Below are 25,647 nucleotides of genomic sequence, written 5' to 3' on the forward strand. Positions count from 1 at the left end.
CATGTCTGAAATCAGGGGATCGATCTGGCGACCGATCGCGGCACTGACCGTGCTCGGCGCCGTGTGCGGGCTGGTGGCGCTCGGCGTGTTTCAGTGGTGGTGGAACTCGTTGGCATCACCTCACATTCTGACCGGCGGATCCTATCGGGAACCGTTTTCCGACCCGACGTTCACCGGACCCGATTTCATAGACCTCTTTCCGGCAGAGCCTGCCCCGTGGCTGTATTCGGGATTGGTTCTCGGTCCGACAGCGGTCGGCTTGCTTGCCGGGATCGTGTTCGTGGTGCTCGCCCGGCGTAATCGCGCGCAGGACCGCGCGATTACGCCGGACGATCGATCAGAGCGCTAGCAATGCTCGCGAGCCCAGTCGGGGATCCGACAACGGGCGTAGCGCCAAGCGCAGCAGGACCAAGGCGTTGTCGTCGCCGGCGATCCTGTTGACTTTCAAGGTATTGCACTCGACGCACTGGTGAACGAGCATCCATTCACCGTCTCGCCGGACCGACAAGCACAGCGCCGCCATGGCACCTCTGCACTGTTGTGCTCGGTCGCCCGGAACGCGACCATCCACGTGACGGCTGGCCAGGCAGTTCGGGCAGTGGTTCCGATGAGCGGTACCCGGCGCCTCGGTGGAGATGTCCAAACGGCATGTGAGACAACGGAAACTCGATCCGTGCTCGCCACCTGTTCCGTGTAATACGTGTTTGGTGCGTTGCGGTGTCCGCCGGGACCGGGTGGTGGGGTTCCTACGTGGCATCTGCGGTTCACCCCTCACAGGTCGCCGAAGGCTTCGAGCGGGAAGGGCGGTTGCGCGAGAGGACGCACTGCCATTCTCATCAACAACAACTGGTTGTCGTCTCGGCTGACGGGGTTGGAGGTGAGCTCGAGGCACTGTGCGCAGCGGTGGATGATCATCCAATCGCCACTGCGCAGCACAGCGATCGAAATGGGAGCCATGCGCATGCCGCAGTCTGACGGCCCACCGTCCACCTGGTCGAACAGGTGTAAGGAATGCAGGCAACTGGGGCAATGGTTTCGGCGATCGCCCTCGGGGCCGTACGTCATGACGGTGAGTCCGCACTGTACGCAGGAGAAGGTGTCGGTTTTCGAGATGGAATTGTGTGATTGAGGCACTGGAGAACTCCTAGCTGAGTGAACAAGGCAGGTAGGAGCAGGCCGAGGGGCCTCGCGCTGTCAGTCCGTCGTCACGGGGATCAGCAGGTGACCGTCGAGGTCGCGGACTGTGCAAAGGCGGGAGGCGCGCTCGGCGCGGGCTGGGTCATAAACACCTTCTGGATCGGTATTGCGGACCGCTCTGGCCGCAACCGAAAGTACAACGCGACCCGATCGCCGCGCCATCTATTTTTCGGCGGTGTGCACCTGCCCGAACGGGTAGGTAGGCGCCTCTCCTTCGGTGGGTGTGCGGCGACTGACGTCCGCGTAGGCTCGGGGCCAGCGATTGTAAGGTGAATCACACCTGTTGGTGCACGTGAGAGCTGATGCACTGAGAGCGACGGACGGAAAGTCCCGAGCGGAGATCTCAGGGCAGCGAGAGGAGAGTGGGGTCGTGTCCGTGGCATATCCGGATGCTGTGAACCACGGTGTTCATCGCCGCGGCACTGCTGCTCGACTGGTCAAATTTCACGCCCCCGAGATCGTCTTCGGTATCGGTTCCCTGGTCGAGGCAGCACACGCGACTCTGCGGTTCGGCGGGTTCCGCCCGTTTCTGGTCACCGATCCCGGCTTGATCGACGCGGGATGGGTCAGCGAACTCGAGGACCATCTCACGGAGCAGGGATTGACCGCGACGGTGTGGTCAGGGCTGACGCCCAACCCCAAGGACTTCGAGATCGCGGCCGGATTCGAGGTGTACCAGGAAGGTGAGTGTGACGTCATCATCGCGCTCGGCGGCGGTTCCGTCATCGACGCGGCTAAAGGTGTCGCCGTCCTCGCTGCCAACGGCGGCAACATCCTCGACTACGAAGGCGTCGATCAGGCGACAAAACCGATCCCGCCGTTGGTGATGGTTCCCACCACGTCCGGCACCGGTGCGGACGTGTCGCAGTTCTGCATCGTCACGGACACGACCCGCGGCACCAAGATCACCATCATCGGCCGGGCGCTGGTGCCAGATGTGACGGTCATCGATCCGCGGTTGCTCACGACGATGCCCGAGTGGCTCAATGCGGCAACAGGATTGGACGCACTGACGCACGGAATCGAAGCCTTCGTATCGCTGGCGCACAATCCGTTGACCGATCATCACGCGCTCCGCGCTGTCGGCCTCGTGACGGAGAATCTGGTGCACACGATCCAGGACCCGATGGAGATGGAAGCGCGGTCTGTGATGGCGCAGGCCAGCCTCGAGGCCGGGTTGGCGTTCACCAACGCGATACTCGGCGCCGCGCACGCCATGAGTCATCAGGTGGGCGGCATGCTCGACCTGCCGCACGGCGTCATCAACGGGATTCTGTTGCCCCACGTCATCCGGTTCAATTCCACGACGGACGCCGCCCCCTTCGTTGCCATCGCTGCGGCGTTGAGTCTTCCCGAGCAACGCGGCACCCCGGAGGAAGCTGCGCTGGCAGTGGCCGACCGGGTCGAACGGCTCGCACGCGAGGTCGGCGTGCCGAAGGGTCTGGGGGAGTTGGGTGTTCGCGAGGAAGATCTGAGCAGGCTCGCCAGCTTCGCGTTGCTCGACGCCTGCATGTCCACCAATCCCAGGGAAGCGACGCAGGAGCAGATGGTGGCGTTGTTCCGAGGTGCCTTGTGAAGAAGAGGTGCGTTGTGAATCGGTGCGGACGATGACCGCGGACCTGTCCAGGCTCACCGGATTACGGTCGGGGAAGAGTTCGTTCTATCCGCAGTATCGCGGTGCGGCGGAGCGCCTCGAACGCGTCGTGCATGCGTTGGAGTTGATCTCGCGGGCTTTGGTGCGAACCGTCGAAGGGCCGGAAACCCTGGTCTGCGCGGTCGCGGAAGCTGCCCGCGCTCATCTGAGTGCCAACTGGATAGTGTTCGCCTTGGCCGACGGGACCTTGCCGGACGCCGGGCCACGCCGATTGGTTCTCGGTCCGGATGCGACGCCGTTCCTGGTCGACAACGTGGAGGGACCACCGCTTCCGGAGGACGTCGTCGAATGCCTCGACGACATCCGGTACGGGAGAATCGAGTCCAACTCGGTGATCGACGCACACTACGCGTTTGTGCCGATCGTGCTCGGCGGCGGCGTGGTCGGAGCCTTTGCAGCCTGGACACCGGCCAACCGGACGCTTGACACGACGGACGGAGCCGTGCTGAGCATTTTGGCCAGCCAAACTGCCGTGGCTCTGCAGAACTCGGCGCTCTATCAGCGCGGACAACTACTGCTCGAACGAGCCGAAGATGCGTACGCGGAGGCAAATCGCACTGCAGCCGACCTCGCGGTGCGCAACAGCGAATTGGAGTCCACGCAGCGTCAACTCGGTGTGGCGCACCGGCATCAGGTGGTCGACGACGAACGGCACCGGATCGCCCGCGAACTTCACGACAGCGTGACACAGGCCGTGTTGTCGGCCGGCATGCAGATCGAGGTCTGCCGCAGCGACATCCCGGAGGCGGAACGCAGTGAAAGACTGGACTTGGCCAAGGATTTGACCAGGCGTGCGGTCGAGCAGCTTCGCTCGGCGATCTACGCTCTCAATCATTCCTCGGACGCGGACCGGACGTCGCTGCCCGAGATGCTCGAGCAACTCGGCGTGGTTCACATGCCGGACGAGTTGGCGGTCAGCGTTCGCGTCGGCGGTACCCCGACGGAGCTTCCGGGCGATGCCGAACATGCCCTTCTCCGGATCGCCGGAGAAGCCCTGTTCAACGCAGCGGTTCATGCTCATGCGAATCGGGCGGTGCTTCGTCTGACCTATCGCGCGGACTCCGTGTTGCTGTCGGTCTCCGACGACGGTGACGGCGACCCCGCGCGAATGCGTCTGATCCTCAAACTCGCAGCCACCAACGATGTCGACGGTCGCCACCGCGGACTGGCGAACATGCAGGCGCGAACCTCGGAGTTGGGTGGCGCGTTGGAAGTGCGGCGGGCACGGATCGGTGGGATTCAGATTCTCGTTCGACTGCCACTACCGCTACCGCAGGCGCCGCCGCTGGACTCGGGCATGGAAAACCTTTGCTCTACACCTGAAATCGAGAGCGAGGAATCATGACCACTGCTCGTCCCGTCGTCACCCGTGGAACGTCGCCGGTTCAAAGTTCGGTTCGCATAGTCCTGGTCGACGACCACGCGATACTTCGGCAAGGACTCCGCTCGGTGCTCGAGCGCGAAAGCGACCTCGAGATCGTGGGGGAGGCGTCGTCCCTGGCCGAGGCGCTCGCGGTGGTCGACAAGGTCGGCCCGGACATCGTCCTGATGGATCTCAAACTCTCCGCCAGTTCCGATTACGAGGGGCTGACCCTCTGCGGTCAGCTGTCCTCGGCACATCCCGGGCTGGGACTGTTGGTTCTCACCACCTTTCTCGATGACCAACTGGTGGTGCGAGCGGTGCACGCAGGCGCTCGTGGCTACGTCGTCAAGGACGTCGACACCACCGAACTGGTGCGTGCGATCAGGGCGGTCTCGCGGGGTGAGAGTGCGTTCGACTCTCGCAGCGCATCTGCTGTCGTCCGTTCGCTCAACGGGCAATCGGCAACCAAGGAACGGTTGACCGATCGCGAACTGGAAGTATTGCGGCTTCTCGCAAACGGTCTGTCCAACATCAAGATCGGTGAGCGATTGTTCATCTCACCGACCACCGTCAAGTTTCACGTCAGCAACATCATGCGCAAACTCGAGGTGAGCCGACGAGCAGAGGCTGTCTACGCCGCGAGTAAGCAAGGTCTGATCTAGCTGCGCTCGGAGACGGTCCAGGCGCGCAGTGCCTGATGCTGTACGAGCAGCACTCTCGATCGAGTCGTGCGCAGAGTCGACGCGGTCATCTCGGCAGTCAGACCCACTGCGATTCGCAATATGAGAACCTCACGTTGGTCGTCGGTCAGGCGGCGCGGGCGTTTGAATCGCCCGTCGGTGTTGTGTGACTGGGGAATTGACGCAATCCGTCGAGAGGCCAACTCGTAAGCGAAAGTCTCGATGCGCGTGTCGGCGGAGATCGTGTCGGACATTCGTGTGACGACGTCCAGGGTGCATTGATGGGCGAGATCGTCGGCGAATGTTGCTACAGACGTCCCGAGGAGCCTGGCGCGATAGTAGAGAACGACGCGAGGGTGCACGCGGGCCAGGAGTTTCGCGAGCGCTCGGTGGTCGCCGGCGAATGCCTCGGCGGCGGTGCGGTTCAAGGAAATCGATCGTTCACAGATCTCGGGTGAAGCGGTACGTGCTGACGGTGAAGTCGGTGAAGTGTTCGCGCCCCTGATCGACAGCTTCATCAGCAACTCCTCGAGTACGCCGCGCCTCACCATGCTGGAACGAGAATTGAGGTACCCCGCCGAAATTGCGGGTAAACCTGAAGTTACCTGCCAGGTGTCCGGTCTTTTCGCCGGGAGCGCCAGTCCGCGAGCATGCGCGGCATTTCCGCGGCCATGAAGTCGAAGAAGTCGCGCAGATCTGCCATACGATCGCCGGCCGTCGTTCCTTCACCGAGGACCCGAATGCCCTCGTCCGCCACTGCCGAGACCTGGTAGAGCGAGGACTGTTTCGTGACAAACGCGTCGGCCCACATGTCGACGCTGACGCAGTAGTGCTGACGCCTCGATCCGGGGACGGCCACACGCTCGATCAACCCGACTTGCTGGAGGTATCTGACGGCACCGGAAATGGCGGCGGGGCTCACGCCCAACCGAGATCCGAGATCTCCTGGCGTGGACGAGGGCGTCTCGCTGGTCATCAATGCGGCCCAGACGCGGGCGGGCATCGGCGGAAAACCCATGTCGCTCAGTACGAGTGAGAGTCGCTCGACATAATGGCGGCTCTCGTCCGGTGCAACGGTATGGCTGGTGTCGGTCATCGGAACCCTTCGATCTTTCCTCTTTTTCTATCTTCACACATTTGTGAAATCGGCGTACGGTCAAGTTCATGGGTGCGGCGATTTCAGTGAAGAACCTCGTCAAGACGTTCGGTACCACCCGCGCGCTGGATGGCCTCGACCTCGACGTCTCGACGGGCGAAGTGCACGGATTCCTGGGGCCGAACGGCTCCGGAAAATCCACCACCATTCGGGTACTCCTCGGCCTGCTCCGCTCTGATTCCGGAGACGCAACCGTCCTCGGCGGCGATCCGTGGCGAGACGCCGTGACTTTGCATCGACGTCTCGCTTACGTGCCTGGTGACGTGAACCTGTGGCCCAATCTCACCGGCGGGGAGGCCATCGATCTGCTGGCCGGTCTGCGTGGTGGCCTCGACCGAAAACGCCGAAGCGAGTTGCTCGAGCGCTTCGAACTCGACCCGACCAAGAAAGCGCGGACGTACTCGAAAGGTAACCGGCAGAAGGTTGCACTCGTGGCGGCGTTCTCGTCCGACGTCGACCTTTACGTCCTCGACGAACCGACATCGGGGCTCGACCCGTTGATGGAAGCGGTGTTTCAGGATTGCGTCGAGGAGGTGGCTCACGCCGGGAAGACGGTCCTGCTGTCGAGCCATATCCTCGCCGAGGTCGAAGCGCTGTGCGATCGCGTGAGCATCATCCGCGACGGGCGGACGGTGGAAGAGGGAACGCTGTCCGAACTCAGACATCTCACGCGCACGTCCGTCTCGGCGGAGACGCAGCGACCGATCGGTAGCCTGGACGGGCTCGGCGGTGTCCACGACGCGGTGATCGACGGGAACCATGTCACCTGCGAAGTCGACAGCGCGCAACTCGGACCTCTCATGACGTACTTGGTCGGCTTCGGGATCGTTGCGCTCAGTTCCACTCCGCCGACACTCGAAGAACTCTTCTTGCGGCACTACGGCGACGAGCGGGCAAGGGAGACTTCGGTCCACCTGCGAGCCGAGACCGGAGTACGGCCGTGACCGTCGTCGAGGCCGCTCCACCGGTACCGGCGTCGGCGAGCCAATTCACCGGTACGCGCCGACTGGTCCGGCTCGCTTTGCGTCGGGACCGAATTCAGCTTTCCGTGTGGGTCATCTCGATCGTCTTGTTCATGTTGCTCGTCGTCGCCAGTGTGACCGGGCTGTATAAGACACCCGAGGAATTGCGAAACATCGCAGTCAGTTCCGCGGTCTCGCCGGTAGCGCTGGCGACCAACGGAATCGTGTCCGGCGATTCGCAGGGCGCGATAGTCGCCAGCCAGTCGGTGCTCGTGTTCGCGTTGGTGGCGGCATTGATGAGCACGGTTGCGGTGGTTCGTCATACGCGACAGAACGAGGAGACCGGCCGCGCCGAGATGATCGGTGCAGCGGTGGTTGGTAGACGAGCGCTCCTCACCTCCGCGCTGACCGTCACGGTCGGTGCGAACGTCGTTCTGGCACTGGGAATCGCGCTGGGGGCGATGGCCGTCGGTCTGCCGGTCGGTGGTTCGCTTGCGCTGGGTGCCTCGGTTGGCGGTACCGGAATCGCGTTTGCCGGTGTGGCGGCGGTGACTGCGCAGATCACCGACGGTGCTCGCACGGCCAACGGTCTGGCGGGTGCCGCGATCGGCGTTGCCTTCATGCTGCGCGCGATCGGTGACGTGAACAGTACGGTCGTCGACGACGGAACTCGCGTGGTGAGCGGTTGGTTGTCGTGGCTCTCGCCGATCGGATGGGCACAACAGATCAGACCGTTCGACGACGACGCCTGGTGGATCCTGTTGTTGCTGATCGGATTTGCTGCCGTACACGTGGTGGTGGCGTTCGTTCTCATCGGTCATCGCGATCAGGGAGCGGGACTCGTTCAGCCCCGTCCCGGCCCACCGACCGCGGCATCGTGGTTGCCTTCCGCCTGGGGCCTGGCCTGGCGGATGCAACGAATGACGATGTTCTGGTGGATCTTTGCCGTTGTCATTCTCGGGTTCGCGTACGGTGCCGTGGGCAACGAGATCGACGCGATGGTGGGATCGTCGCAGCAAACCGCGGAGATGTTCGAGAAACTTGGTGGCGGCGGAACGGATCTGGTGGATTCCTACCTGGCCACTGCTCTGGGGCTCACGTCGACAGTGATCGCGGCGTATTCGGTCCAGAGTCTTCTCCGGATGCGGGGCGAGGAAACATCGGGACGGCTCGAACCGTTGCTGGCAACCTCCTTGTCTCGGTGGAGGTGGATGCTTTCCCATCTGGGTGTGGTTGTGGGCGGTGTGGTTCTTGCGCACGTCCTGATGGGTGCCTTCACCGGATTTGCCTTCGGGCTCGTCACGGACGACATCGGCGGCAACACACTCCGAATGACCGGCGCTGCCTTGGCCTATCTTCCTGCGGTGCTCGTAGTCGTGGGGTTGGTGTCGTTGGCTTTCGGACTGTTTCCGGCCTACGCGTCGGCGCTCTCCTGGGGAATCCTGGCGGCATGCATCGTGCTCGGGCAACTCGGCACGTTGCTGAAGCTTCCGCAGGTAGTGCTGGATCTGTCGCCCTTCACCCACGTGCCGGGTGCCCCTGCCGAGCCGGTGACAGTTCTACCCCTGCTGGCAATGATCGTTGTGGCAGTATCACTTTCGACAGCATCGCTTGTTGCTTTCCGTCGTCGCGACATCCAGGTGTAGGAGAGCTGAACTCAACTCAGAATTCGACGAAGCTGGCGAGCCCGTGCAGCGAGCCGTCCTGCGGCGTCGAATAATTCGGTTTCGTCGACGCAGAGTGTGTCGGTTGCCCACACGGTGCCATGACGCAGGCGATACCACTGGAACGGTGACTGATCTGCCGTGACGTACTCCGGCATGAAATGCGCGGTGAACTCGACGGTGGGAATGGCCACGGGCGTCGTCAGCGTCGCGAACAGTCCGGGCGGAAGCGCGTCGAGCAGAACGGCGGCGCGCTCCTGGGCCGTGAAATCGAGGTCGGTCAGCAATCGGATCCAGACGTCGAATTCCGGGGAGTCGCCACCGGCGAACGGCCTCGCGGAATTGATCGGACGGATGTCGAGGTGCTGGGAGAACGGCACGAAGTCCACCGGGATCTCCAGCGGTGGCAGGGTTGCCGGGTCGACCGGACTCGGCTCGATTCCGGGGGCGGACAGCGTCGTGGCTCCTGTGTCGCGGGCCAACCGAACGAGGGCGGATCCCGCATCGGTCAGCGTGACGTGGCAACTGACAGTCCGCCCGCCCCGCATCTCGCCGACGGTCAACTCGGCCGGCCCCGGAGGGACGGGGCGGTCCAGGTGTGCCGTGACCGCCATGGGTTCGGCTCCGGACGCGTCGGCGGCAACTCGCAGCATCCGTGCTACGGCGAGTCCGCCCTGAATGCCGTCGAAACTTCGCCAGCTGGAGTCGAACTCGGTGTGATGACGCGCTGCGTCGATTGACGGCGCGGCCGTCACGGATACCTGACTAGTAATTGCCATAGTCAGCACAGTAGATGCTGACTATGGCAATGGCAAGCTAGGGTCTACTCGGGAGTGCTGGACGACCCACCGAAGAGCATGTAGATGAGGATCTGAAGAATGCCGAGGGGATTGATCTCGCCGAGGCTGCTCATGTGTGAGGAACTCCTGTTTGCGGGGATGGGTATTGTTGCGTCGCAACGTCACTGAAAGTACGGCAATTCAGGCAATGCGGTGCGGAATTTACCGATAATTCACTGTCCGCGAGTCGGGCGACAGTGCAGGTAGGCGTCAGTGACCACGTCCAGAACGCGATTGCCGTGTGCATCGACCAATTTCGCTGTGATGGTGACCAATCCCCGCGCGCGATTGTCGAACACGACGTTGTCGACGGTGACCTTTCCGCTGAGGGTGTCACCGGGGCGAAGTGGCCGTAGGAAGCTCACGTCGCGCATGGTCTTTCCGGCGATCACGTTCCATTGGTCGTAGAGGCCGGCGACCACCAATTTCTGGCAGATCGACAAGGTGTGCAGCCCGCTGGCGATCAACCCGCCGAAGACACCGGACCCGGCGGCTTCCTTGTCGATGTGAAACCACTGGGGATCCCACTGGGTTGCGAACTCGACGATTTCTTCCTCGGTTACCGAATACGAGCCCAAAGGGATTACTTGGCCGATCTCGAGATCCTCGGCGAACACTGTGCGTTTGTGAAGGGCGGCCGAATCGTTCATGGTTGTGCAAATCTCCTGCGTGTTCCGGGTGTACTCGGAACATACTCCCGCAGTGTGTTCGGCTCCTTCGCACGTCCTTGTCCAGGGTCACTAGAATCGCCACATGGTTGACGACGCGAAGATCGAGCCGAGGGTGCTGGCAGGGACGTGGCACTTCGAGCGCGACATCGTCGACCGCCTTTCCGGTTCCACCAAGCAAGTCTTCGGCGAGACCACTATCTCCGACGCCGGTGACGGTCGGATGCGCTGGTACGAGAGCGGCACTCTGCGTGACGGCGATGTGGAACTGGCCGTGTTCCGGACTCTGTTCATCGCGAAGCGCGGCCTCGAGTGGGCCGTGACCTTCGAAGACGGCAGAGAGTTCCACGACTGGGCCCCGGGAGAGGAAGTCGAGCACCTGTGTGGTGCTGACACCTATCGCGGGCGGATCGACATCACTGCCGTGGATGGATCGGCTTGGGCTGTGGTCTGGACTGTGACGGGGCCGAGCAAGGACTACACGATGACCACGCATCTCACTCGGCCCTGAACAGCGGTCGTGCCAGTTATTCGACGCCGATCGTCACCTCGGTGGACTTCACGAATACCGTTGCAGCTTGGCCTGGTTCGAGGTCGAGATCCAGCGCGGCATCGCGGGTGATCGACGAAGTCACGATCTGGTTGCCGCCGTCCAATTTCACCTTGACCGTTGCCATGACCGTGCCGAGGTTGACCTCGGTGATGGTGCCGGTGAGTTGATTTCGTGTGGACAGTCGCATTGCTGAACTCCTGTGCTCTCGGGCGGGTGTACGTCGACCATAATCCGACGGTCGCGTATCTACCCAGCGATTCCGCAGGTGCGGACATGCGGGCGCCGCCGGTGCGCGAATATTGTCGGGCGGTGGAGGTAGATTCCGGTCATGACTGAACCCGTGAAAGGCCCGGCGTCGTATTTTCCGTCGATCGAGAAGAAGTACGGTCGGCCGATCGGTGAATGGCAAGAGCTGATCAGAAGCTCAGACCTCACCAAGCACATGGAATTGGTGAATTGGTTGAAGTCGGAGCACGGTATGGGTCATGGACACGCGAATGCCCTTGTCGCGCATACCTTGAAAGAAGACTGAGTCTCCTCAGGCGTCAGTGGTGTCCAGCACCAACCAGCCGCCGTGATGCTCGAATACCTCGAACGGCGCACCGGTCTGCCGGCCGACCGCCTGCAGTGACTCGAGATCGAAAGTGCGGATGTGGCCGTGGCACGCGGTGGCTTCGTCCTCGAAGGGGACGGCTATGACGACCCGCTGACGTGCGATTCGGAGTGCCTGCGCGATCACGGCCTCGCCGACTGCGTCGTCGACGTGCTCGAGGAGATGAATCGCGGTGACGGTGTCGGCGCTGTTGTCCGGTGCCGGTACTTCACCCGCATCGCAGATCACCGTGTCGATCGTGATGCCGAGTTCGGGGGCTACCGCGTCGAGCAGGATCATCGTTCCGGGCAGGATGTCCGTGGCGGTCACGTCCATTCCGGCGCGCGCGAGCCGTAGTGGCAGGAATCCGAAGCAGGAACCCAGATCGAGCACGGAACCGCGAACCAGTTCTTCGGCTTTGTCGTGAATCGGCGCGAAATCTGCAGTGCCGTCCAACAGTTCGGCAAGGGAGTTCCGGTAGTACGTGGTCCAGGATGCGAGAGCACCGTCCACGGTGGAGCGAACCAGGCCGACCATCGTCAACTCGAATTCGTCCTGACCGAACTCCGCGTCCTGGATCGACGAGGTGACTCCGGCGACGAGTCGCTCACTCAGATCGGCGGGAGTGAGGGAGTGTCTGACGTGGAGACGACCGCCTCGGCGATCCAGCGAGATCGGACCGGACTCGACGCGTTCGACGGTGACATGCCCGAACGACCACAAGCCCGGCGTCGACGGTGCCAGCGAATCCAGGACCGGTTCGTTCGTGGTGGTGGACATGATCGCCTTTCTCAGGTGGTGATGCTTTCTCAGGTGCTGATGCCGGTCCGCAGGGACTGCGTACCCGTTTTCAAGAGTTCCGGTAGCTCGAGTGAATCGTCGGTGAGCCACTGTTCGTACGCCGACATGGCGACCCCGAGCAGAAGATAGCCGACCGTGCGTGGGCCGTGATCGGTCGGCTCGAGATCCATTCGGCGTGCGACGTAGTCGGCGACCACCTGCCGCCAACCTTCGTACATCACCACAGAGTATGCCTGAAGTGTCGGAACTTCGAGGATCAATTCCATCCGTTTGCGATGTACCGCAGTCTCTTCCGGTGGGAAGGTGTTGAACGTCAGCAATGCGGATTCGAGTGCGTCTACCAACGGGATGTCGGCGGGCAGTGAGTCCAGGTGCTCGCGCATCTCGTCGAGATGCCCGTCGAAGTCTCCCCAGGGAACTGCGTTCTTGGACGGGAAGTAGCGAAAGAAGGTCCGACGCGCGATGCCGGCGGCGTCGGCTATCTGATCGACGCTCACCTCGTTGAAGCCGACTGTGGAGAACAGTTCGATGCCGATCGTGCTGATTCCCTCCTTCGTTGTGGAGGGGCGACGACCTATCCGAGCGGACGGTTTCTTGCGGCTACGCATACTTTTTTCGCTCCATGTGTGTCATTCTGCACTCGATGCCATTACAGTGGTGAACCGAGTCACAGTGAAGTCCCACTAGTGACCACCAACTCCCAGGTTGGAAGTCTGATCTACAGACTTCCAGACGGAGTGCGACCGCAGGAGGAATCCATGTCAGATCGTGACAACAAGGCGCTCGAGAACGACCTCGTCGAGGAGTCCCTCGTGGAGGAAGTTTCCATCGACGGCATGTGCGGCGTGTACTGACCGTGTCTGCTTTGGATCTCGATGCGGGGTGGAAACTCCACCCGCAGGTAGCGCTTCGCCCCGAACCTTTCGGGGCGTTGCTCTACCACTTCGGAACGCGCAAGCTGTCGTTCCTGAAGAACACGACCATCGTTGCGGTGGTCAAGGCGTTGCCAGACCATCCTGATGTCCGGTCCGCACTACGTGCGCAGGGCATCGAAGATGACGCGGCTCCCCAATATGCCCGCGCGCTGAGCACTCTCGCCGATTCGCACATGATCGTGCCTGTCTGAGCCAGACGCTCGCCCCCACGTGCGGAACAGCCCTTCTGCACGTTCGCCCGCTTCATTTCTTCGCGAGGACACAGCCATGACCTCAGTTCTTGAACAGCCCTCCCCGCCCGCCAAGGTGGGTCGCCTCGTCGATCAGTTCGAACTCGGACTCGACGCCCCGATCTGCCTGACGTGGGAACTCACCTACGCCTGCAACCTGTCCTGCGTGCACTGCCTTTCGTCTTCGGGTCGTCGTGACCCCAACGAGCTGAGCACCGAACAGTGCAAGTCCATCATCGACGAGCTGCAGCGTATGCAGGTTTTCTACGTCAACATCGGTGGCGGCGAGCCGACGGTACGCTCCGACTTCTGGGAGCTCGTCGACTACGCGACGGACCACCAGGTCGGTGTGAAGTTCTCCACCAACGGAGTGAAGATCGACAAGAAGGTCGCGGCGCGCCTCGCCGCCAGTGACTACGTCGACGTGCAGATTTCCATCGACGGTGCCACCGCTGAGGTCAATGACGCTGTGCGCGGGCCTGGTTCGTTCGCGATGGCTGAGCGCGCTCTCGCGAACCTGAAGGAAGCCGGCTTCAAGGACGCCAAGATTTCGGTGGTCGTCACGCGGCACAATGTCAGTCAGCTCGACGAGTTCAAGGCTCTCGCGGACAAGTACGACGCGACCCTGCGCATCACTCGACTGCGTCCTTCGGGCCGCGGCGCCGACGTGTGGGACGACCTGCACCCACGCCCCGAGCAGCAGCGTGAGCTCTACAACTGGCTGGTGGCCAATGGTGAAGGCGTCCTGACGGGCGACTCGTTCTTCCACCTCTCCGCCTTCGGCGATGCATTGCCTGGTCTCAATCTCTGTGGTGCGGGGCGAGTCGTGTGCCTGATCGATCCGGTCGGTGACGTGTACGCGTGCCCGTTCGCGATTCACGAGCAGTTCCTTGCCGGAAACATCGTGAAAGACGGTGGATTCCAGGAAGTCTGGCAGCACTCGGACCTGTTCGAGGAGCTGCGCTCGCCGCAGACCGGTGGCGCCTGCAGCAAGTGCAACCACTACGACTCCTGCCGCGGCGGCTGCATGGCGGCCAAGTTCTTCACCGGACTGCCGATGGACGGACCCGACCCCGAGTGCGTCATCGGCAACGGTGAAATGGCATTGGCGTCGGCGGGAGAGGTCCCGAAGTCCAGTGTCGATCACTCCCGTTCCGGTCAACGTAAGACCCCACGTGCATCGGTGCCCCTGACACTGATGATGCGTCCGCCCGCCAAGATTTGTGACGAAAACCCGCTTGCGGGAATGCAGTAACTACTGCGCGATACCGACAGTGCGGCGAAAGCTGCACCCCAGAGAGGTCAGTTCAATGGCTAAGAATGCTTTCTTCGAGACGGTGGCAGAAGCACAGCGCCGTGCGAAGAAGAGGTTGCCCAAGTCCGTGTACGCGGCGTTGGTGGCGGGATCCGAGAAAGGGCTGACTGTCGACGACAACGTCGCGGCATTCAGCGAACTGGGTTTCGCTCCCCACGCTGCGGGACTGTCGGACAAGCGCGAGATGTCCACCACCATTATGGGCCAGGACATTTCGTTGCCCGTCATGATTTCACCGACCGGTGTGCAGGCAGTGCACCCCGATGGTGAGGTAGCTGTAGCTCGTGCGGCTGCAGCACGGGGAACAGCCATCGGACTGAGTTCTTTCGCCAGCAAGTCCATCGAAGAAGTTGCCGCGGCCAACCCGCAGGTCTTCTTCCAGATGTATTGGGTCGGCAGCCGCGACGTGCTTCTCCAGCGTATGGAGCGCGCTCGCGCTGCCGGTGCCAAGGGCCTGATCATCACCACCGACTGGTCCTTCTCGTACGGTCGCGACTGGGGCAGCCCGTCCATCCCCGAGAAGATGGATCTCAAGGCGATGTTCCAGTTCGCTCCCGAGGGCATCATGCGTCCGAAGTGGTTGCTGGAGTTCGCCAAGACCGGCAAGATCCCGGATCTGACCACACCCAACCTCGCGGCTCCCGGCCAGCCGGCACCGACGTTCTTCGGCGCGTACGGCGAGTGGATGCAGACTCCGCTTCCGACGTGGGAAGACATCGCCTGGCTGCGTGAGCAGTGGGGTGGACCGTTCATGCTCAAGGGCATCATGCGCATCGACGACGCGAAGCGAGCTGTCGACGCCGGTGTCTCCGCTATCTCGGTCTCCAACCACGGTGGTAACAACCTCGACGGCACCCCGGCGCCGATCCGCGTGCTCCCGGACATCGCCGAGGCCGTGGGCGATCAGGTGGAAGTTGTTCTCGACGGCGGTATTCGACGCGGCGGCGATGTCGTCAAGGCACTCGCACTCGGAGCCAAGGCCGTCATGCTCGGGCGCGCCTACCTGTGGGGTCTCTCGGCGAACGGCCAGGCCGGTGTCGAGAACGTGCTCGACCTGATGCGGATGGGCATCGACTCGGGGCTGATGGGTCTCGGCCACTCGTCCATCACCGAGCTGAGCCCGGCGGATCTGGTGATCCCGGAAGGCTTCACCCGCACGCTGGGTGCGAGCTGAATCTCCGGCTCTGATCGAGCTGTGAGTTGAGCCTTCACGAACACACAACCCTGGCCGGACGCAGAGTCCGGTCCAGGGTTGTTTTCGGTCCGCACGAGACCAATCTTGCTGTGAGGCGCTCGCTTTCCGATCGGCACCGGGCGTATTACCAGCGCCGCGCCGAAGGCGGTGCCGGGATCGTCGTCACCGAAGTGGCGTCGGTACTTGCCGACGACTGGCCGTACGAGCGGGCACCGCTGGCGTCGCAATGTGGCCGGGGGTGGCAGTCGATCGCGACTGCGTGCGCTCCGTACGGAGCGTTGGTTCTTGCCGGGCTGGGGCATACCGGGATGCAGGGTTCCAGTGCATACTCTCAATCGGTGCTGTGGGGACCGTCAAGAGTGGCCGACCCGGTGACTCGCGAATTGCCGATGGCAATGGGGCAGCCGGAAATCGACCAGCTGACAGCCGGCTTCTGCGAAGCGTCGGCGCTGGCCGTCGCTTCGGGAATGGACGGAGTGGAACTCGATGCCGGCCCTCGAAGTATTCTGCGGCAATTCCTTTCGGGCCTGACCAACACTCGGCACGACCGATACGGTACTGATCGCGTTGCCCTTGTTCGCGAGATCCTTTCGGCCGTGCGTGACGAACTAGGACCGGATCGCGTTGTCTCCTTGCGGTTGTCCTGCGACGAGGAAGCGCCATGGGCGGGCCTGACGCCCGATCTTGCCATCGGTATTGCGCGTGAAGTGTCTCCGCTCCTCGATCTCCTTGTTGTCGTTCGTGGCGGACTCTATTCGTCTGACAGGTACCGCCCCGACTTTCACTGCCCGACGAACTTCAACCTCGATCTGTGCCGTGAGATCAAGGCCGCGGTGTCGATTCCCGTTGTCCTGCAGGGGAGCGTCGTGGACATCGCCGACGCTCACGCAGCACTGCAAGTAGCCGAGTTCGTCGAGATGACCAGGGCCCAGATCGCAGACCCGGACCTGGTCGTGAAAGCTGAGCGCGGCGATCGGCCCCGGCCGTGTGTGCTCTGCAATCAGACGTGCCTCGTGCGTGATCCTCGAAATCCTGTCGTGACGTGCGTCGGGAATCCGAGCGCGGGTTTCGAGTCGGTGGACCTCGATGAGCGAGAGCAGATTTCGACACCGGGAGCCGTGCTGGTCGTGGGGGGTGGCCCCGCCGGGATGGAGGCGGCGCGGATCTCAGCGGTGGCGGGACACTCGGTCACACTCGTCGAGAGTTCATCGCAGTTCGGCGGCATGATCCGAACTTTTGCGCGAGGTGACGGCCGCGGCCGGTTCGCACTCCTCGCGCAGTGGCTCGAGGACGAATGCCGTCGTAGCGGCGTGACGATGCGGACCGAGGCGGCGGTCGACGTGCAGGACCTGGGCGAGGCACGCCGTCGGGGCGAGCTGGTTGTGGTGGCCACCGGTAGTGCTGCGCGGCCGCCGACGTATCCGGTCGACGACTCGGTTCGGTGGCTGGATGCGTCGGAAACCTTCGAGAAGTTGAGCCCCGTGGGGCCGGGTCCGGTCGTGCTGATCGATCCGCTCGGTGGACCGGTCGCAGTGGCCCTCGGAGAAGCACTCGCGGCCCAGGGCGCTTCCGTCTCGATTGTCACCCCGGACAGCATCGTCGGCTCGCGGCTCGGCGCGAGTGGGGATCTGGTCGGCGCCAACACTCGCATCCAGCGGGCCGGGATCACCAGGGTGCTCGCGTCGCGTGTCGTCGAAATCGCCTCAGGGGCCGTCTGCGTCGAGCACGTTCATACCGGCGAGCGGTCACAGCTCGCGTGTGAAGTGGTGATCGACTGCTCGCCCCGTCTGCCGAACGAAATGCTGAAGGAAGCGGCCGACATCCAGGTGGGTGACTCGGTTGCCCCGAGAACTGTTCTCGAATCCATCCGCGAAGGGCGCTTTGCAGGGTTTACTACTAGAACGAGTTTCAATTCTGCAGAGAGGGCTATCTCATGACACAGGGTTCAGTTCGTTCGCTCGAAGGTCGCGTTGCTTTCATCACCGGCGCAGCGCGCGGTCAAGGACGTGCGCACGCAGTCAAGATGGCGCGCGAGGGAGCAGCGATCATCGCAGTCGACGTGTGCGCGTCGGTGGCGTCGGACAATTCTTACGACGCAGCAACTTCCGAGGACTTTGCCGAGACGGTACGTCTGGTCGAAGCGGAGGGTGGGAAGATCCTCGCTCGCGAGGTCGATGTCCGTGACGGTGCAGCGCTCACCGCGGTGGTCAAGGACGGTGTCGAGCAGTTCGGACGTCTCGACATCGTGGTCGCCAATGCCGGGGTCTGTAATTGGAATCGATTCTGGGAAATGTCGGACGTGCAGTGGGAAACCCTGATCGACATCAACCTGACCGGAGTCTGGAAAACCCTCAAGGCCTCGGTACCGGCGATCATCGAAGGTGGGCGCGGTGGATCGATCATCGTGGTCAGTTCGGTGGCAGGACTCAAGGCACTGCCCGGGCAAGCGCACTACGCGAGCGCCAAGTTCGGTCTCGTCGGTCTGACGCAGGCCGCGGCAAAGGAACTGGGGGAGTACAAGATCAGGGTCAACTCGATCCATCCTTACGGAGTCAATACGCCGATGGGTGTCGACCAGGGTGCGCTCGAGGTGTTTGCCAAGTTCCCGCAGTACCTTCCCAACTTCACTCCGATCCTCTCGGACATCGCGTTCGCCGAACCCGACGAGATCGCCGACACCGTCCTGTGGCTTGCCGGTGACGGTTCACGCACCGTCACGGCAAGTCATATCGCGCTCGATCAAGGAAACTCCAAGGTCTGATGACGCCGTACCCGCGCCTCTTCGCGCCACTGCGCCTGGGCAACCTGACACTCCGCAATCGGGTCGTGTTCTCCGCGCACCTGACCAATTACGCGGAGAGCGGGTTGCCGACGGAGCAGCACGCGAGCTACTACGAGGCGCGGGCACGCGGTGGTGCGGGTCTGATCATCACCGAGGAGCACTCGACGCATCCTTCGGATCGACCGTACGAGAAGATGATTGCGGGCTATCGGCCCGAAGCGATCGAGGGATACCGGCGGATCACCGACGCCGTTCATGCACATGGTTCATCGATTCTCGCGCAGATCAACCACAATGGGGGTCAGGGCGCTGGAACCTACTCACGATTGCCTCTGTGGGCGCCGAGCGCCGTCGCCGATCCGTTGTTCCGCGAGGTGCCCAAGGCTGTCGACGACGCGGACATCGCCGAGATTCTCGAAGGGTTCGCCCTTGTTGCGCGCAACTGCGTCGCCGGTGGCTTCGACGGGGTGGAACTGCAGGCGTCGCAGTCGTCCATTGTGCGCGCGTTTCTCGCATCCTCGACCAACCTGCGCACCGATCGCTACGGCGGGGGCGTGGCACATCGTGCGCGTTTCCTTCTCGAAGTGCTCGGGGTACTGCGTGAGGCCATCGGTCCGGATCGTGTGCTCGGCGTGCGCCTCAGTGGGTACGAAGGAACGCGGGGTGGGATCGAACTGTCCGACGCAGTAGCCACCGCCCGACTCGTCGAAGCTGACGGTCACGTCGACTACATCAACACCACCGTCGGAATGGCCACGGAAACATTGCATCTGGTCGAAGCGTCGATGGCGGTGCCCACTGGCTACGCCAACTTCGTCCCGTCTGCGATCAAGGAAGCGGTCGATCTTCCGGTCGTCGGTGTCGGCCGTTTCAAGACACCAGAGCACGCTGAAGCTGCGCTCGAGGACGGTGTGTGCGATCTGGTGGGCGTAGTTCGCGGGCAGATCGCCGATCCGGATTTTGTGAACAAGGCGCGTGCCGGACAATCGGCACAGGTGCGAACCTGCCTGTCCTGCAACCAGGAATGTGTCGGGCGGATGGGTCTGGGACGTTGGTTGGGGTGCACGGAAAACCCGCGCGCTGGTCGGGAATCGGTACCGCTGCCGATGCCGCGGCGACGAGGTCGCACTGTGCTGGTGGTCGGCGGAGGCCCGGCCGGCCTGCAAGCTGCGGCCACCGCGGCCCAGCGAGGTCATGCGGTGACGCTGTTCGAGCGTGAACGAAGACTTGGCGGACAGATTCTCACCGCCTCGGTGGTATCGGCTCGCCGCGAGCTCGCCGACCTCGTCCGGAATCTCGAATCGGAGTGTCGCCGAAGCGGTGTGACGATCGAGCTGGGTGCTGGAGCTGATCGCGCGATCGTGGAGGAGCAGGCGCCCGACGTGGTCGTGATTGCAACCGGAGCGCGGCCTGTTCGACCGGCCTGGGGGCGTGGATCAGAGCGTGTGGTGAGTGTTCGAGACGTTCTCGACGGCAGGGTTCTGCCGAGTGGAACGGTGCTCGTGTACGACGAGTTGGGATTCCATCAGGGCACGTCGGTGGCGGAATTCCTCGCTGACCGAGGTTGCATTGTCACGATCGCGACCAACGGCATGGTGGTTGCCCAAGATCTGAGCATCACCCTGGATTTCGAGGGGTGGAACCGCCGGGCGTTCGAGAAGTCGATCATGCAACGGACGGATCTGATGGTGACGTCGGTGGCCGGTGGGGCTTCGCCGCTCGTGAGCTTGGTTCACCTTCCGATGGGTGTGGTCGAGGAAGTTGCGGTCGACTGGGTGGTCTTCGCGACACAGCAGGAACCTGTCGACGATTTGTGGAACACCTTGCAGGGATGTTCTTTCGAGATATTTCGCATCGGTGATGCGTTGTCCCCGAGACGTTCACATGCAGCCGTCATCGAGGGGCATCGGGCTGCGTTGGCGATATAAGTCGTCCGGTTTGTCCCTGGTTATCGAAAGTATGTTCGATTAAGATTTCGGTATGGACAGTCGGGATGCGTGGCAGCTGGATGGTGAGGACCTCGAGGGTGAGGTTCTGGGTCTGGTGCGTGTCCGGCACGAGTTGCAGTCGCGGATGGTGCTGTTGATCGTGGAGTTGTTTTCCCGGGATGTTCTCGGCGGGAAGGGTTTTCGGGCGATCGCGCAGTGGTTGCACGGTTCGGCGAATCTGGAGATCGGTGAGTGCAGTCTGCTGGTCGGGTTGGCGCGGTTGTTGATGCTCGAACCTGTGGTGGGCGATGCTTTTCATCGTGGTGATGTGGATGCGTTGAAGGCCCGGCAGGTGGCGTCGTTTTGTCAGCATCCGCCGAAGAACATGTCGCTGGCGGATGTGGACAAGGCTCGCGGGATCTTGTTGGGGTTGGCGTCGAAGAGTATTGCGGATTGTGATGCGGTGCGGGCTGCGATTCGGCGGATCGAGAAGCAGTACGGCACACGCGAGGACGGAGTTCCGGTCGGCGAGGATTCCGAACGTAACGAGTTCTATGCCTCGAAAGGCTTGTACGGGCGTGTGTCTGTGAAGGGTGATTTGGATGCGGTGAACGGGGCGCGGTTGATCACGTTGTTGTCGAGCCTGTCGGCTCCGACACCGGAGAAGGACGGCGTCAAGGACACGCGTACTCCGGCTTTACGGCGTGCCGACGGGTTCTGTGAACTACTGCGGCGGGATGAGCGGGCGGGGTTGGGTCCGATCGAGGGCGGGGTGAAACCGCACATCACGGTCACTGCCAGTGCGAAAGACATGACCGATCTCAAAGCTCTGAAAGATCTGTTGCCGTCCACCGAGGAACTCGGGTTCGCGTGGACGGATTGGGTAGGTCCGATCAGTATCGATACTGCCCGGATGCTCGCCTGCGACTGCACGGTCACCCGGATCTTGTTGGACGAGAATGGTGTTCCGCTCGACTGTGGTAAGGAAGCGAGAACAGCGACGGTTCCGCAGCGGCGGGCGTTGGCGGTGCGTGATGGTGGGTGCGCGTTTCCGGGGTGTGGAACGCCATCGGGGTGGTGCGATGCCCATCATATTGTTCATTGGAATGATGGTGGCCCAACAGATCTCGATAATCTGATCTTGTTGTGCGGTCATCATCATCGGACGTTGCACCACACGCAGTGGCGGGTGGAGATCGGCCCGGATCGGAAGTCGGTGTTCTATCCGCCGATGTCGATCGACCCGTATCAGCGGCCGATCGGCGGGAACAGTCCACCCACAGCTGCGTGAATTGAGACAACTCATACACCGGGGCACAACATGCCCCGGTGTATCCGCACGCAGTGTTGCAGTGGGAGGAGCTGTGCACAATACGATCGGGGGATGAGTTCTCCGCGTGACCTTGCTGCCATCCCGAGTCCTGCGCTCGAGGGCACTGCGCTCACCGTCGTGGTCCCGGTCGGTTCTTTCGAACAACACGGACCGCACCTGCCTCTCGATACCGACACGCGGATCGCGAGAGCAGTCGCACAGGCTCTGCCCGACGTCGTCGTTGCCCCGGCTATCGAATACGGGGCGAGCGGCGAACACGAAGGGTTTGCCGGCACGATTTCGATCGGTGCCGAGGCCATGGAAACCCTCGTCGTGGAATACGGAAGGTCGGCGTTCAGATGGACGAAGCGGGTGTTGTTCGTCAACGGCCACGGCGGAAACGGTCCCGCGCTGGCCAAAGCTGTGGCACTTCTTCGATACGAGGGACGTGACGCCGCGTGGGTGCCGTGCGCTGTTGCGGGTGCCGATGCGCACGCGGGACACACTGAAACGAGCCTATTGCTGCACCTTTCGCCCGATTTGGTGCACATGAGCCTTGCTGAGACAGGAAATTTGTCTCCTATCGCGGACCTGATGCCAGGAATGCGTTCGGGCGGTATGGTCGCTGTGTCGCAAAACGGCGTTCTCGGCAATCCAGTCGGGGCTACCGCCGAAGACGGCGCATACATCTTCGGTGAGTTGGTAGGACGCGTGACGGATGGACTGGCCCGGTGGGAGCCTGGTCCAGATGGGAGGCTTCGGTGACGACCACGACCGAGTGGGGGCGGACGGTCCACCTGCGACGGCTTTCGAGGCTGCGACGAGTGGCAGCACGACGGGCTACGTCCCTTACGATCATCTGATGCGACCAGCAAGACTCCCCGACGGCTTCGGCATTCGGTTGGACCCCAAGGTGCGCACGTACTCGGGCGGCCGGGTGCTCATCGGCGGCTCTCCGACACGGATGCTCAAGCTGGCTCCGACGGCTGCGGCGATGATCGGTGACGGCTTCCTCGAGGTGGTCGATCAGCAGAGCGCTGCGGTTGCTCGGCACCTCCTTGATTCAGGCGTCGCGAATCCTCGTCCGATGTCGACGCCGTCCGCTGCCGATGTCACCGTCGTGATTCCGGTCAAGGACAACCAGGCCGGCGTCGAACGGTTGCTGCCCGTCCTCAAGGATCTGACCGTCATCGTTGTCGACGACGGTTCGGAAGTGCCGGTGGAGCCTCGTCGCGCCTGCCCGGGCACCGGCACCATCACAGTGGTGCGGCACGAGAGCGCCCGCGGACCATCGGCAGCGAGAAACTCGGGATTGCGTTCGGCCCAAACACGTTTCGTGGCTTTCCTCGACTCCGACGTCATACCGCGTGCCGGTTGGCTCGAGTTGATGTTGGGCCACTTCAGCGATCCAGGGGTTGCCCTTGTCGCACCCCGCATCGTCGCCCTCGATCCGTACGGGACGGCGCTGGCGCGGTACGAGAACATGCGATCGTCGCTCGACCTCGGACGCAAGGAAGCTGCGGTGAAGTCGGGCAGTCCGGTCGCCTATGTCCCCAGCGCGGCCGTAATCGTCCGGCGCGACGTGGCGCTCGAATGCAACGGTTTCGACGAGAGTCTCGAAGTAGCCGAGGACGTCGATTTCTGCTGGCGACTGCAGGCTGCGGGTTGGCGACTGAGGTACGAACCGGTAGCGCATGTCGCCCACGATCATCGAGTTCAGTTCGACAAGTGGTTCGCCAGGAGAGCGTTCTACGGCACGGGTGCGGCGCCGTTGGCTGCAAGACACGAGGGTTCGGTTCCGCCGATGGCGATGTCGTTCTCGACGCTCTTCGCGTGCATCGCCGCCGCAACACTGACCCGTTCCGGTCTTGCGGGTGCGTTGGGCGCACTGCTCTTCACCGTGTATCGCCTGCGAAAGATGTTCAACGGCCTGAGTCAGCCCACCCGGATCGCAGCGATCCTCACTGCGCAGGGGTTTGTCGGAGGATTCTGGCAACTCGCCTCGGCGATGTGTCGTCACTACTGGCCCGTGACGCTCTTGGCGGTGATCGCCTCCCGTCGAATTCGGCGACTGGCCGTCGCTGCGGCCGTTACCGAAGGTGTGGTGGACTGGTATCGCCACCGTGAGCCGGGCGGGTTGGGTCCGGTTCGGTACGTCTTGTTCAAACGAGCAGACGACATCGCGTATGGAGCCGGACTCTGGCGGGGTGCGTTCGACGCCCGTGACTGGGCGGCACTGAAACCTCGAATCACCAAGTGACAGAAGCCGACTACGCAGATTTCCTGGTTGTCGGTGGTGGCACGTGTGGCTGCGTCGTCGCAGCCAGGCTCAGTGAAGATCCATCCGCCACGGTGATGCTCCTCGAATCGGGAAGTGGATATCGTTCGGCGCTCGAACTTCCGGACGTCCTGGGTGATCCGTACCGATTGCCGGTCGGACCTGCGAGCGAATACACGTGGACGTATCCGGTCGAACTGACACCGCGTCGGGCGTCCACGATTGCGCGCGGGCGGACACTCGGTGGGTCCGGCGCCGTCAACGGTGCGTACTTCACCCGCGCGACCCGTGCTGATTTCGAGAATTGGCCGAGCTCATGGGGATACGACGACGTCTTGCCGTACTTCAAGAAGTCTGAGACGGATCGTGATTTCGAGGGCGAGTTCCACGGGACGGCCGGTCCGATCCCGGTCGAGCGTCGAGCGTGGGACCAACTGCATCCACTGAGCGGCGAATTCCAGGCGGCAGCGCTCGCAGCAGGCTTTCCCGACGACGTCGACAAGAATGCGCCGGACTCGTTCGGCGTCGGCCGAGTGCCACTGAACGTGGCGGATCATCGTCGGATCAGTACTGCGATCGGGTATCTGATGCCGGCGTTGCACCGCCCGAATTTGCGGGTGGAATCCGGAGTGAACGTCATTCGCATCGTATTCTCGGGAACCCGTGCGATCGGCGTCGACGTTCTCGACGACGGCAACGTCCGACGCATTCGTGCCGACCGCGTGATCGTGTGTTCGGGTGCTGTGGCGACGCCGCACATTCTCTTGAATTCCGGCGTTGGTCCGGCGGAACAACTTGCAGAGCAAGGAGTTTCCGTCATTCTCGACCGACCTGGCGTCGGACAGAACTTCGTCGACCATCCGGAAGTGCTGCTGCCCTACCATTTTTCGACCCCTCGCGCGATTCGCTCGCAGACACCGGTGCTGGAGACTGCTCTCAATCTCGCCGAGCTTGAAATCCGTCCGTACACCGCATCTTTCACGGATTTGGTTCCCGGTGTGCCTCGCATGGATCACGGCGTCGGAGTGGTCCTCATGGCGCCGCGCAGCCGGGGAAGTATCGAACTGGCATCGGGGGATCCCGCTGGGGCGCCGCGTATTCGATACAACTACGTCGCGTCGACGCACGATCGAGCAGCCATTCGGGAAGGAATGCAGATCGCCGAGAACCTTCTCGAGTCGATCGCCGAGACCGGGTTGATCGACCGCCCCGTCGTGGAGTACACCGACGAGTGGATCGAATCTCGCCTCGGCACGTCCTTGCACATGTCCGGTAGCTGCGTAATGGGCGCCGAATCGGACCCGTTCGCAGTCGTCGATGATCGGTGCCGTGTGATCGGCGCGGCAGGACTCAGTATTGTTGACACGTCAATCCTGCCGACGATTCCGACCCGCGGCCCACACGCGACCGCGGTGATGGTCGCGGAGCGGGCAGGCGCCATCCTGCTCGGTGACGAGTGACCGCGAGGGGCAGCGGGCTGGGTCGGCAGTCAAACCGAATGGTCGTTCTCGCCTACTGGCTGTGATCGGCGTTACAGTGGTCC

28 protein-coding genes are annotated in these 25,647 nt (G+C 62.7%); 19 read left to right on the plus strand and 9 right to left on the minus strand.

Going from position 1 to position 25,647, the window contains the following annotated elements; translation table 11 throughout:
- Nucleotide 1 precedes the first annotated feature (1 nt).
- Entirely contained in the window at nt 2-349 is a 348-nt protein-coding gene (locus tag V3587_RS15085; protein ID WP_235171689.1) for a hypothetical protein, read from the plus strand.
- Here the strand turns inward: V3587_RS15085 and V3587_RS15090 are convergent.
- Entirely contained in the window at nt 338-757 is a 420-nt protein-coding gene (locus V3587_RS15090; protein ID WP_235171690.1) for an RNHCP domain-containing protein, read from the minus strand. The genes V3587_RS15085 and V3587_RS15090 overlap by 12 nt on opposite strands.
- Before the next feature lie 14 nt (nt 758-771).
- Nucleotides 772-1,134 (minus strand): RNHCP domain-containing protein, encoded by a 363-nt coding sequence (locus tag V3587_RS15095; protein WP_095970302.1) that lies wholly within the window; start codon nt 1,132-1,134, stop codon nt 772-774.
- Between the two features lie 433 nt (nt 1,135-1,567).
- Between V3587_RS15095 and V3587_RS15100 the strand changes: the two genes are divergently transcribed.
- From V3587_RS15100 to V3587_RS15110, 3 genes are read left to right on the plus strand one after another with little or no spacing between them, the layout of a single operon-like run.
- On the plus strand, nt 1,568-2,773 hold the full coding sequence (locus V3587_RS15100; protein WP_003942060.1) for an iron-containing alcohol dehydrogenase: 1,206 nt from the start codon (nt 1,568-1,570) through the stop codon (nt 2,771-2,773).
- A gap of 31 nt (nt 2,774-2,804) precedes the next feature.
- A complete protein-coding gene (locus V3587_RS15105; RefSeq protein WP_095970300.1) occupies nt 2,805-4,196 on the plus strand; it encodes a MadS family sensor histidine kinase in 1,392 nt (463 codons plus the stop codon).
- A complete protein-coding gene (locus V3587_RS15110) occupies nt 4,193-4,876 on the plus strand; it encodes a MadR family response regulator transcription factor (protein WP_124568258.1) in 684 nt (227 codons plus the stop codon). The genes V3587_RS15105 and V3587_RS15110 overlap by 4 nt, the downstream gene beginning before the upstream one ends.
- Here the strand turns inward: V3587_RS15110 and V3587_RS15115 are convergent.
- Both V3587_RS15115 and V3587_RS15120 read right to left on the minus strand, forming a co-directional pair.
- Nucleotides 4,873-5,412: an RNA polymerase subunit sigma gene (locus V3587_RS15115; protein WP_283376702.1), complete on the minus strand. Its 540-nt coding sequence runs from the start codon at nt 5,410-5,412 to the stop codon at nt 4,873-4,875. The genes V3587_RS15110 and V3587_RS15115 overlap by 4 nt on opposite strands.
- A gap of 83 nt (nt 5,413-5,495) precedes the next feature.
- Nucleotides 5,496-5,990, minus strand: a complete 495-nt coding sequence (locus tag V3587_RS15120; RefSeq protein WP_007728322.1) for a GbsR/MarR family transcriptional regulator — start codon at nt 5,988-5,990, stop codon at nt 5,496-5,498.
- A 68-nt stretch (nt 5,991-6,058) separates the two neighbouring features.
- Between V3587_RS15120 and V3587_RS15125 the strand changes: the two genes are divergently transcribed.
- The gene (locus V3587_RS15125) at nt 6,059-6,994 is read left to right on the plus strand and encodes an ABC transporter ATP-binding protein (protein ID WP_124568260.1); all 936 of its coding nucleotides are present in this window, start codon (nt 6,059-6,061) and stop codon (nt 6,992-6,994) included.
- Nucleotides 6,991-8,658, plus strand: coding sequence for an ABC transporter permease (locus V3587_RS15130; RefSeq protein ID WP_283376701.1), 1,668 nt, complete (start codon nt 6,991-6,993; stop codon nt 8,656-8,658). The genes V3587_RS15125 and V3587_RS15130 overlap by 4 nt, the downstream gene beginning before the upstream one ends.
- An 11-nt stretch (nt 8,659-8,669) precedes the next feature.
- Here V3587_RS15130 and V3587_RS15135 read toward each other — a convergent pair whose 3' ends face one another.
- Nucleotides 8,670-9,455: a thioesterase family protein gene (locus tag V3587_RS15135; protein WP_095970296.1), complete on the minus strand. Its 786-nt coding sequence runs from the start codon at nt 9,453-9,455 to the stop codon at nt 8,670-8,672.
- 233 nt (nt 9,456-9,688) lie between these two features.
- Nucleotides 9,689-10,165, minus strand: coding sequence for a MaoC/PaaZ C-terminal domain-containing protein (locus V3587_RS15140; protein ID WP_095970295.1), 477 nt, complete (start codon nt 10,163-10,165; stop codon nt 9,689-9,691).
- 103 nt (nt 10,166-10,268) lie between these two features.
- Here V3587_RS15140 and V3587_RS15145 point away from each other — a divergent pair, with 103 nt between their 5' ends.
- A complete protein-coding gene (locus V3587_RS15145; protein ID WP_283376700.1) occupies nt 10,269-10,694 on the plus strand; it encodes a DUF6314 family protein in 426 nt (141 codons plus the stop codon).
- Between the two features lie 16 nt (nt 10,695-10,710).
- On the opposite strand, the gene V3587_RS15150 is transcribed toward V3587_RS15145, so the two are convergent.
- Nucleotides 10,711-10,923, minus strand: a complete 213-nt coding sequence (locus V3587_RS15150; RefSeq protein WP_003942061.1) for a TOBE domain-containing protein — start codon at nt 10,921-10,923, stop codon at nt 10,711-10,713.
- Nucleotides 10,924-11,064: 141 nt separating this feature from the next.
- Between V3587_RS15150 and V3587_RS15155 the strand changes: the two genes are divergently transcribed.
- Nucleotides 11,065-11,268: a DUF4287 domain-containing protein gene (locus V3587_RS15155; RefSeq protein WP_283376699.1), complete on the plus strand. Its 204-nt coding sequence runs from the start codon at nt 11,065-11,067 to the stop codon at nt 11,266-11,268.
- Nucleotides 11,269-11,274: 6 nt separating this feature from the next.
- On the opposite strand, the gene mftM is transcribed toward V3587_RS15155, so the two are convergent.
- On the minus strand, nt 11,275-12,108 hold the full coding sequence (gene mftM, locus V3587_RS15160; protein ID WP_283376698.1) for a mycofactocin oligosaccharide methyltransferase MftM: 834 nt from the start codon (nt 12,106-12,108) through the stop codon (nt 11,275-11,277).
- A 29-nt stretch (nt 12,109-12,137) separates the two neighbouring features.
- The gene (gene mftR, locus V3587_RS15165) at nt 12,138-12,737 is read right to left on the minus strand and encodes a mycofactocin system transcriptional regulator (RefSeq protein ID WP_021343507.1); all 600 of its coding nucleotides are present in this window, start codon (nt 12,735-12,737) and stop codon (nt 12,138-12,140) included.
- Between the two features lie 150 nt (nt 12,738-12,887).
- Here mftR and mftA point away from each other — a divergent pair, with 150 nt between their 5' ends.
- The 11 genes from mftA to mftG all read left to right on the plus strand — a co-directional run bounded on the left by mftA (nt 12,888) and on the right by mftG (nt 25,564).
- Entirely contained in the window at nt 12,888-12,983 is a 96-nt protein-coding gene (gene mftA, locus V3587_RS15170) for a mycofactocin precursor MftA (protein WP_063836238.1), read from the plus strand.
- Nucleotides 12,968-13,255, plus strand: coding sequence for a mycofactocin biosynthesis chaperone MftB (gene mftB / locus V3587_RS15175; RefSeq protein WP_007728309.1), 288 nt, complete (start codon nt 12,968-12,970; stop codon nt 13,253-13,255). Before mftA ends, mftB begins: the two co-directional genes overlap by 16 nt.
- A gap of 76 nt (nt 13,256-13,331) precedes the next feature.
- Nucleotides 13,332-14,549 carry a mycofactocin radical SAM maturase gene (gene mftC, locus V3587_RS15180; RefSeq protein WP_003942089.1) on the plus strand — a complete coding sequence of 406 codons (1,218 nt, stop codon included), beginning with the start codon at nt 13,332-13,334 and terminating at the stop codon, nt 14,547-14,549.
- A gap of 55 nt (nt 14,550-14,604) precedes the next feature.
- The gene (gene mftD, locus V3587_RS15185) at nt 14,605-15,783 is read left to right on the plus strand and encodes a pre-mycofactocin synthase MftD (protein WP_283376697.1); all 1,179 of its coding nucleotides are present in this window, start codon (nt 14,605-14,607) and stop codon (nt 15,781-15,783) included.
- 26 nt (nt 15,784-15,809) lie between these two features.
- Nucleotides 15,810-17,741, plus strand: coding sequence for a mycofactocin system FadH/OYE family oxidoreductase 1 (locus V3587_RS15190; protein WP_283376696.1), 1,932 nt, complete (start codon nt 15,810-15,812; stop codon nt 17,739-17,741).
- A complete protein-coding gene (locus V3587_RS15195; protein WP_283376695.1) occupies nt 17,738-18,565 on the plus strand; it encodes a mycofactocin-coupled SDR family oxidoreductase in 828 nt (275 codons plus the stop codon). The genes V3587_RS15190 and V3587_RS15195 overlap by 4 nt, the downstream gene beginning before the upstream one ends.
- Nucleotides 18,565-20,514, plus strand: coding sequence for a mycofactocin system FadH/OYE family oxidoreductase 2 (locus V3587_RS15200; RefSeq protein WP_283376694.1), 1,950 nt, complete (start codon nt 18,565-18,567; stop codon nt 20,512-20,514). Before V3587_RS15195 ends, V3587_RS15200 begins: the two co-directional genes overlap by 1 nt.
- Nucleotides 20,515-20,566: 52 nt before the next feature.
- Nucleotides 20,567-21,805 carry an HNH endonuclease signature motif containing protein gene (locus tag V3587_RS15205; protein ID WP_283376693.1) on the plus strand — a complete coding sequence of 413 codons (1,239 nt, stop codon included), beginning with the start codon at nt 20,567-20,569 and terminating at the stop codon, nt 21,803-21,805.
- 93 nt (nt 21,806-21,898) lie between these two features.
- Complete coding sequence (gene mftE, locus V3587_RS15210; protein WP_019744248.1) at nt 21,899-22,591, plus strand: mycofactocin biosynthesis peptidyl-dipeptidase MftE; 693 nt, start codon at nt 21,899-21,901, stop codon at nt 22,589-22,591.
- A gap of 97 nt (nt 22,592-22,688) precedes the next feature.
- On the plus strand, nt 22,689-24,086 hold the full coding sequence (mftF, locus tag V3587_RS15215; RefSeq protein ID WP_166811277.1) for a mycofactocin biosynthesis glycosyltransferase MftF: 1,398 nt from the start codon (nt 22,689-22,691) through the stop codon (nt 24,084-24,086).
- Complete coding sequence (mftG, locus tag V3587_RS15220; protein WP_283376692.1) at nt 24,083-25,564, plus strand: mycofactocin dehydrogenase MftG; 1,482 nt, start codon at nt 24,083-24,085, stop codon at nt 25,562-25,564. The genes mftF and mftG overlap by 4 nt, the downstream gene beginning before the upstream one ends.
- Nucleotides 25,565-25,647: the final 83 nt, after the last annotated feature.

This window comes from Rhodococcus sp. IEGM 1306, from assembly GCF_036541985.1.
Taxonomy (GTDB): domain Bacteria; phylum Actinomycetota; class Actinomycetes; order Mycobacteriales; family Mycobacteriaceae; genus Rhodococcus_F; species Rhodococcus_F qingshengii.

Coding starts and splice junctions, on each gene's coding strand:
- V3587_RS15085 (WP_235171689.1), top strand. CDS start 2: ATGTCTGAAATCAGGGGATCGATCTGGCGACCGATCGCGGCACTGACC.
- V3587_RS15090 (WP_235171690.1), bottom strand. CDS start 757: ATGCCACGTAGGAACCCCACCACCCGGTCCCGGCGGACACCGCAACGC.
- V3587_RS15105 (WP_095970300.1), top strand. CDS start 2,805: ATGACCGCGGACCTGTCCAGGCTCACCGGATTACGGTCGGGGAAGAGT.
- V3587_RS15110 (WP_124568258.1), top strand. CDS start 4,193: ATGACCACTGCTCGTCCCGTCGTCACCCGTGGAACGTCGCCGGTTCAA.
- V3587_RS15115 (WP_283376702.1), bottom strand. CDS start 5,412: ATGAAGCTGTCGATCAGGGGCGCGAACACTTCACCGACTTCACCGTCA.
- V3587_RS15120 (WP_007728322.1), bottom strand. CDS start 5,990: ATGACCGACACCAGCCATACCGTTGCACCGGACGAGAGCCGCCATTAT.
- V3587_RS15125 (WP_124568260.1), top strand. CDS start 6,059: ATGGGTGCGGCGATTTCAGTGAAGAACCTCGTCAAGACGTTCGGTACC.
- V3587_RS15135 (WP_095970296.1), bottom strand. CDS start 9,455: ATGGCAATTACTAGTCAGGTATCCGTGACGGCCGCGCCGTCAATCGAC.
- V3587_RS15140 (WP_095970295.1), bottom strand. CDS start 10,165: ATGAACGATTCGGCCGCCCTTCACAAACGCACAGTGTTCGCCGAGGAT.
- V3587_RS15145 (WP_283376700.1), top strand. CDS start 10,269: ATGGTTGACGACGCGAAGATCGAGCCGAGGGTGCTGGCAGGGACGTGG.
- V3587_RS15150 (WP_003942061.1), bottom strand. CDS start 10,923: ATGCGACTGTCCACACGAAATCAACTCACCGGCACCATCACCGAGGTC.
- V3587_RS15155 (WP_283376699.1), top strand. CDS start 11,065: ATGACTGAACCCGTGAAAGGCCCGGCGTCGTATTTTCCGTCGATCGAG.
- mftM (WP_283376698.1), bottom strand. CDS start 12,108: ATGTCCACCACCACGAACGAACCGGTCCTGGATTCGCTGGCACCGTCG.
- mftR (WP_021343507.1), bottom strand. CDS start 12,737: ATGCGTAGCCGCAAGAAACCGTCCGCTCGGATAGGTCGTCGCCCCTCC.
- mftA (WP_063836238.1), top strand. CDS start 12,888: ATGTCAGATCGTGACAACAAGGCGCTCGAGAACGACCTCGTCGAGGAG.
- mftC (WP_003942089.1), top strand. CDS start 13,332: ATGACCTCAGTTCTTGAACAGCCCTCCCCGCCCGCCAAGGTGGGTCGC.
- mftD (WP_283376697.1), top strand. CDS start 14,605: ATGGCTAAGAATGCTTTCTTCGAGACGGTGGCAGAAGCACAGCGCCGT.
- V3587_RS15195 (WP_283376695.1), top strand. CDS start 17,738: ATGACACAGGGTTCAGTTCGTTCGCTCGAAGGTCGCGTTGCTTTCATC.
- V3587_RS15200 (WP_283376694.1), top strand. CDS start 18,565: ATGACGCCGTACCCGCGCCTCTTCGCGCCACTGCGCCTGGGCAACCTG.
- V3587_RS15205 (WP_283376693.1), top strand. CDS start 20,567: ATGGACAGTCGGGATGCGTGGCAGCTGGATGGTGAGGACCTCGAGGGT.
- mftE (WP_019744248.1), top strand. CDS start 21,899: ATGAGTTCTCCGCGTGACCTTGCTGCCATCCCGAGTCCTGCGCTCGAG.
- mftF (WP_166811277.1), top strand. CDS start 22,689: ATGCGACCAGCAAGACTCCCCGACGGCTTCGGCATTCGGTTGGACCCC.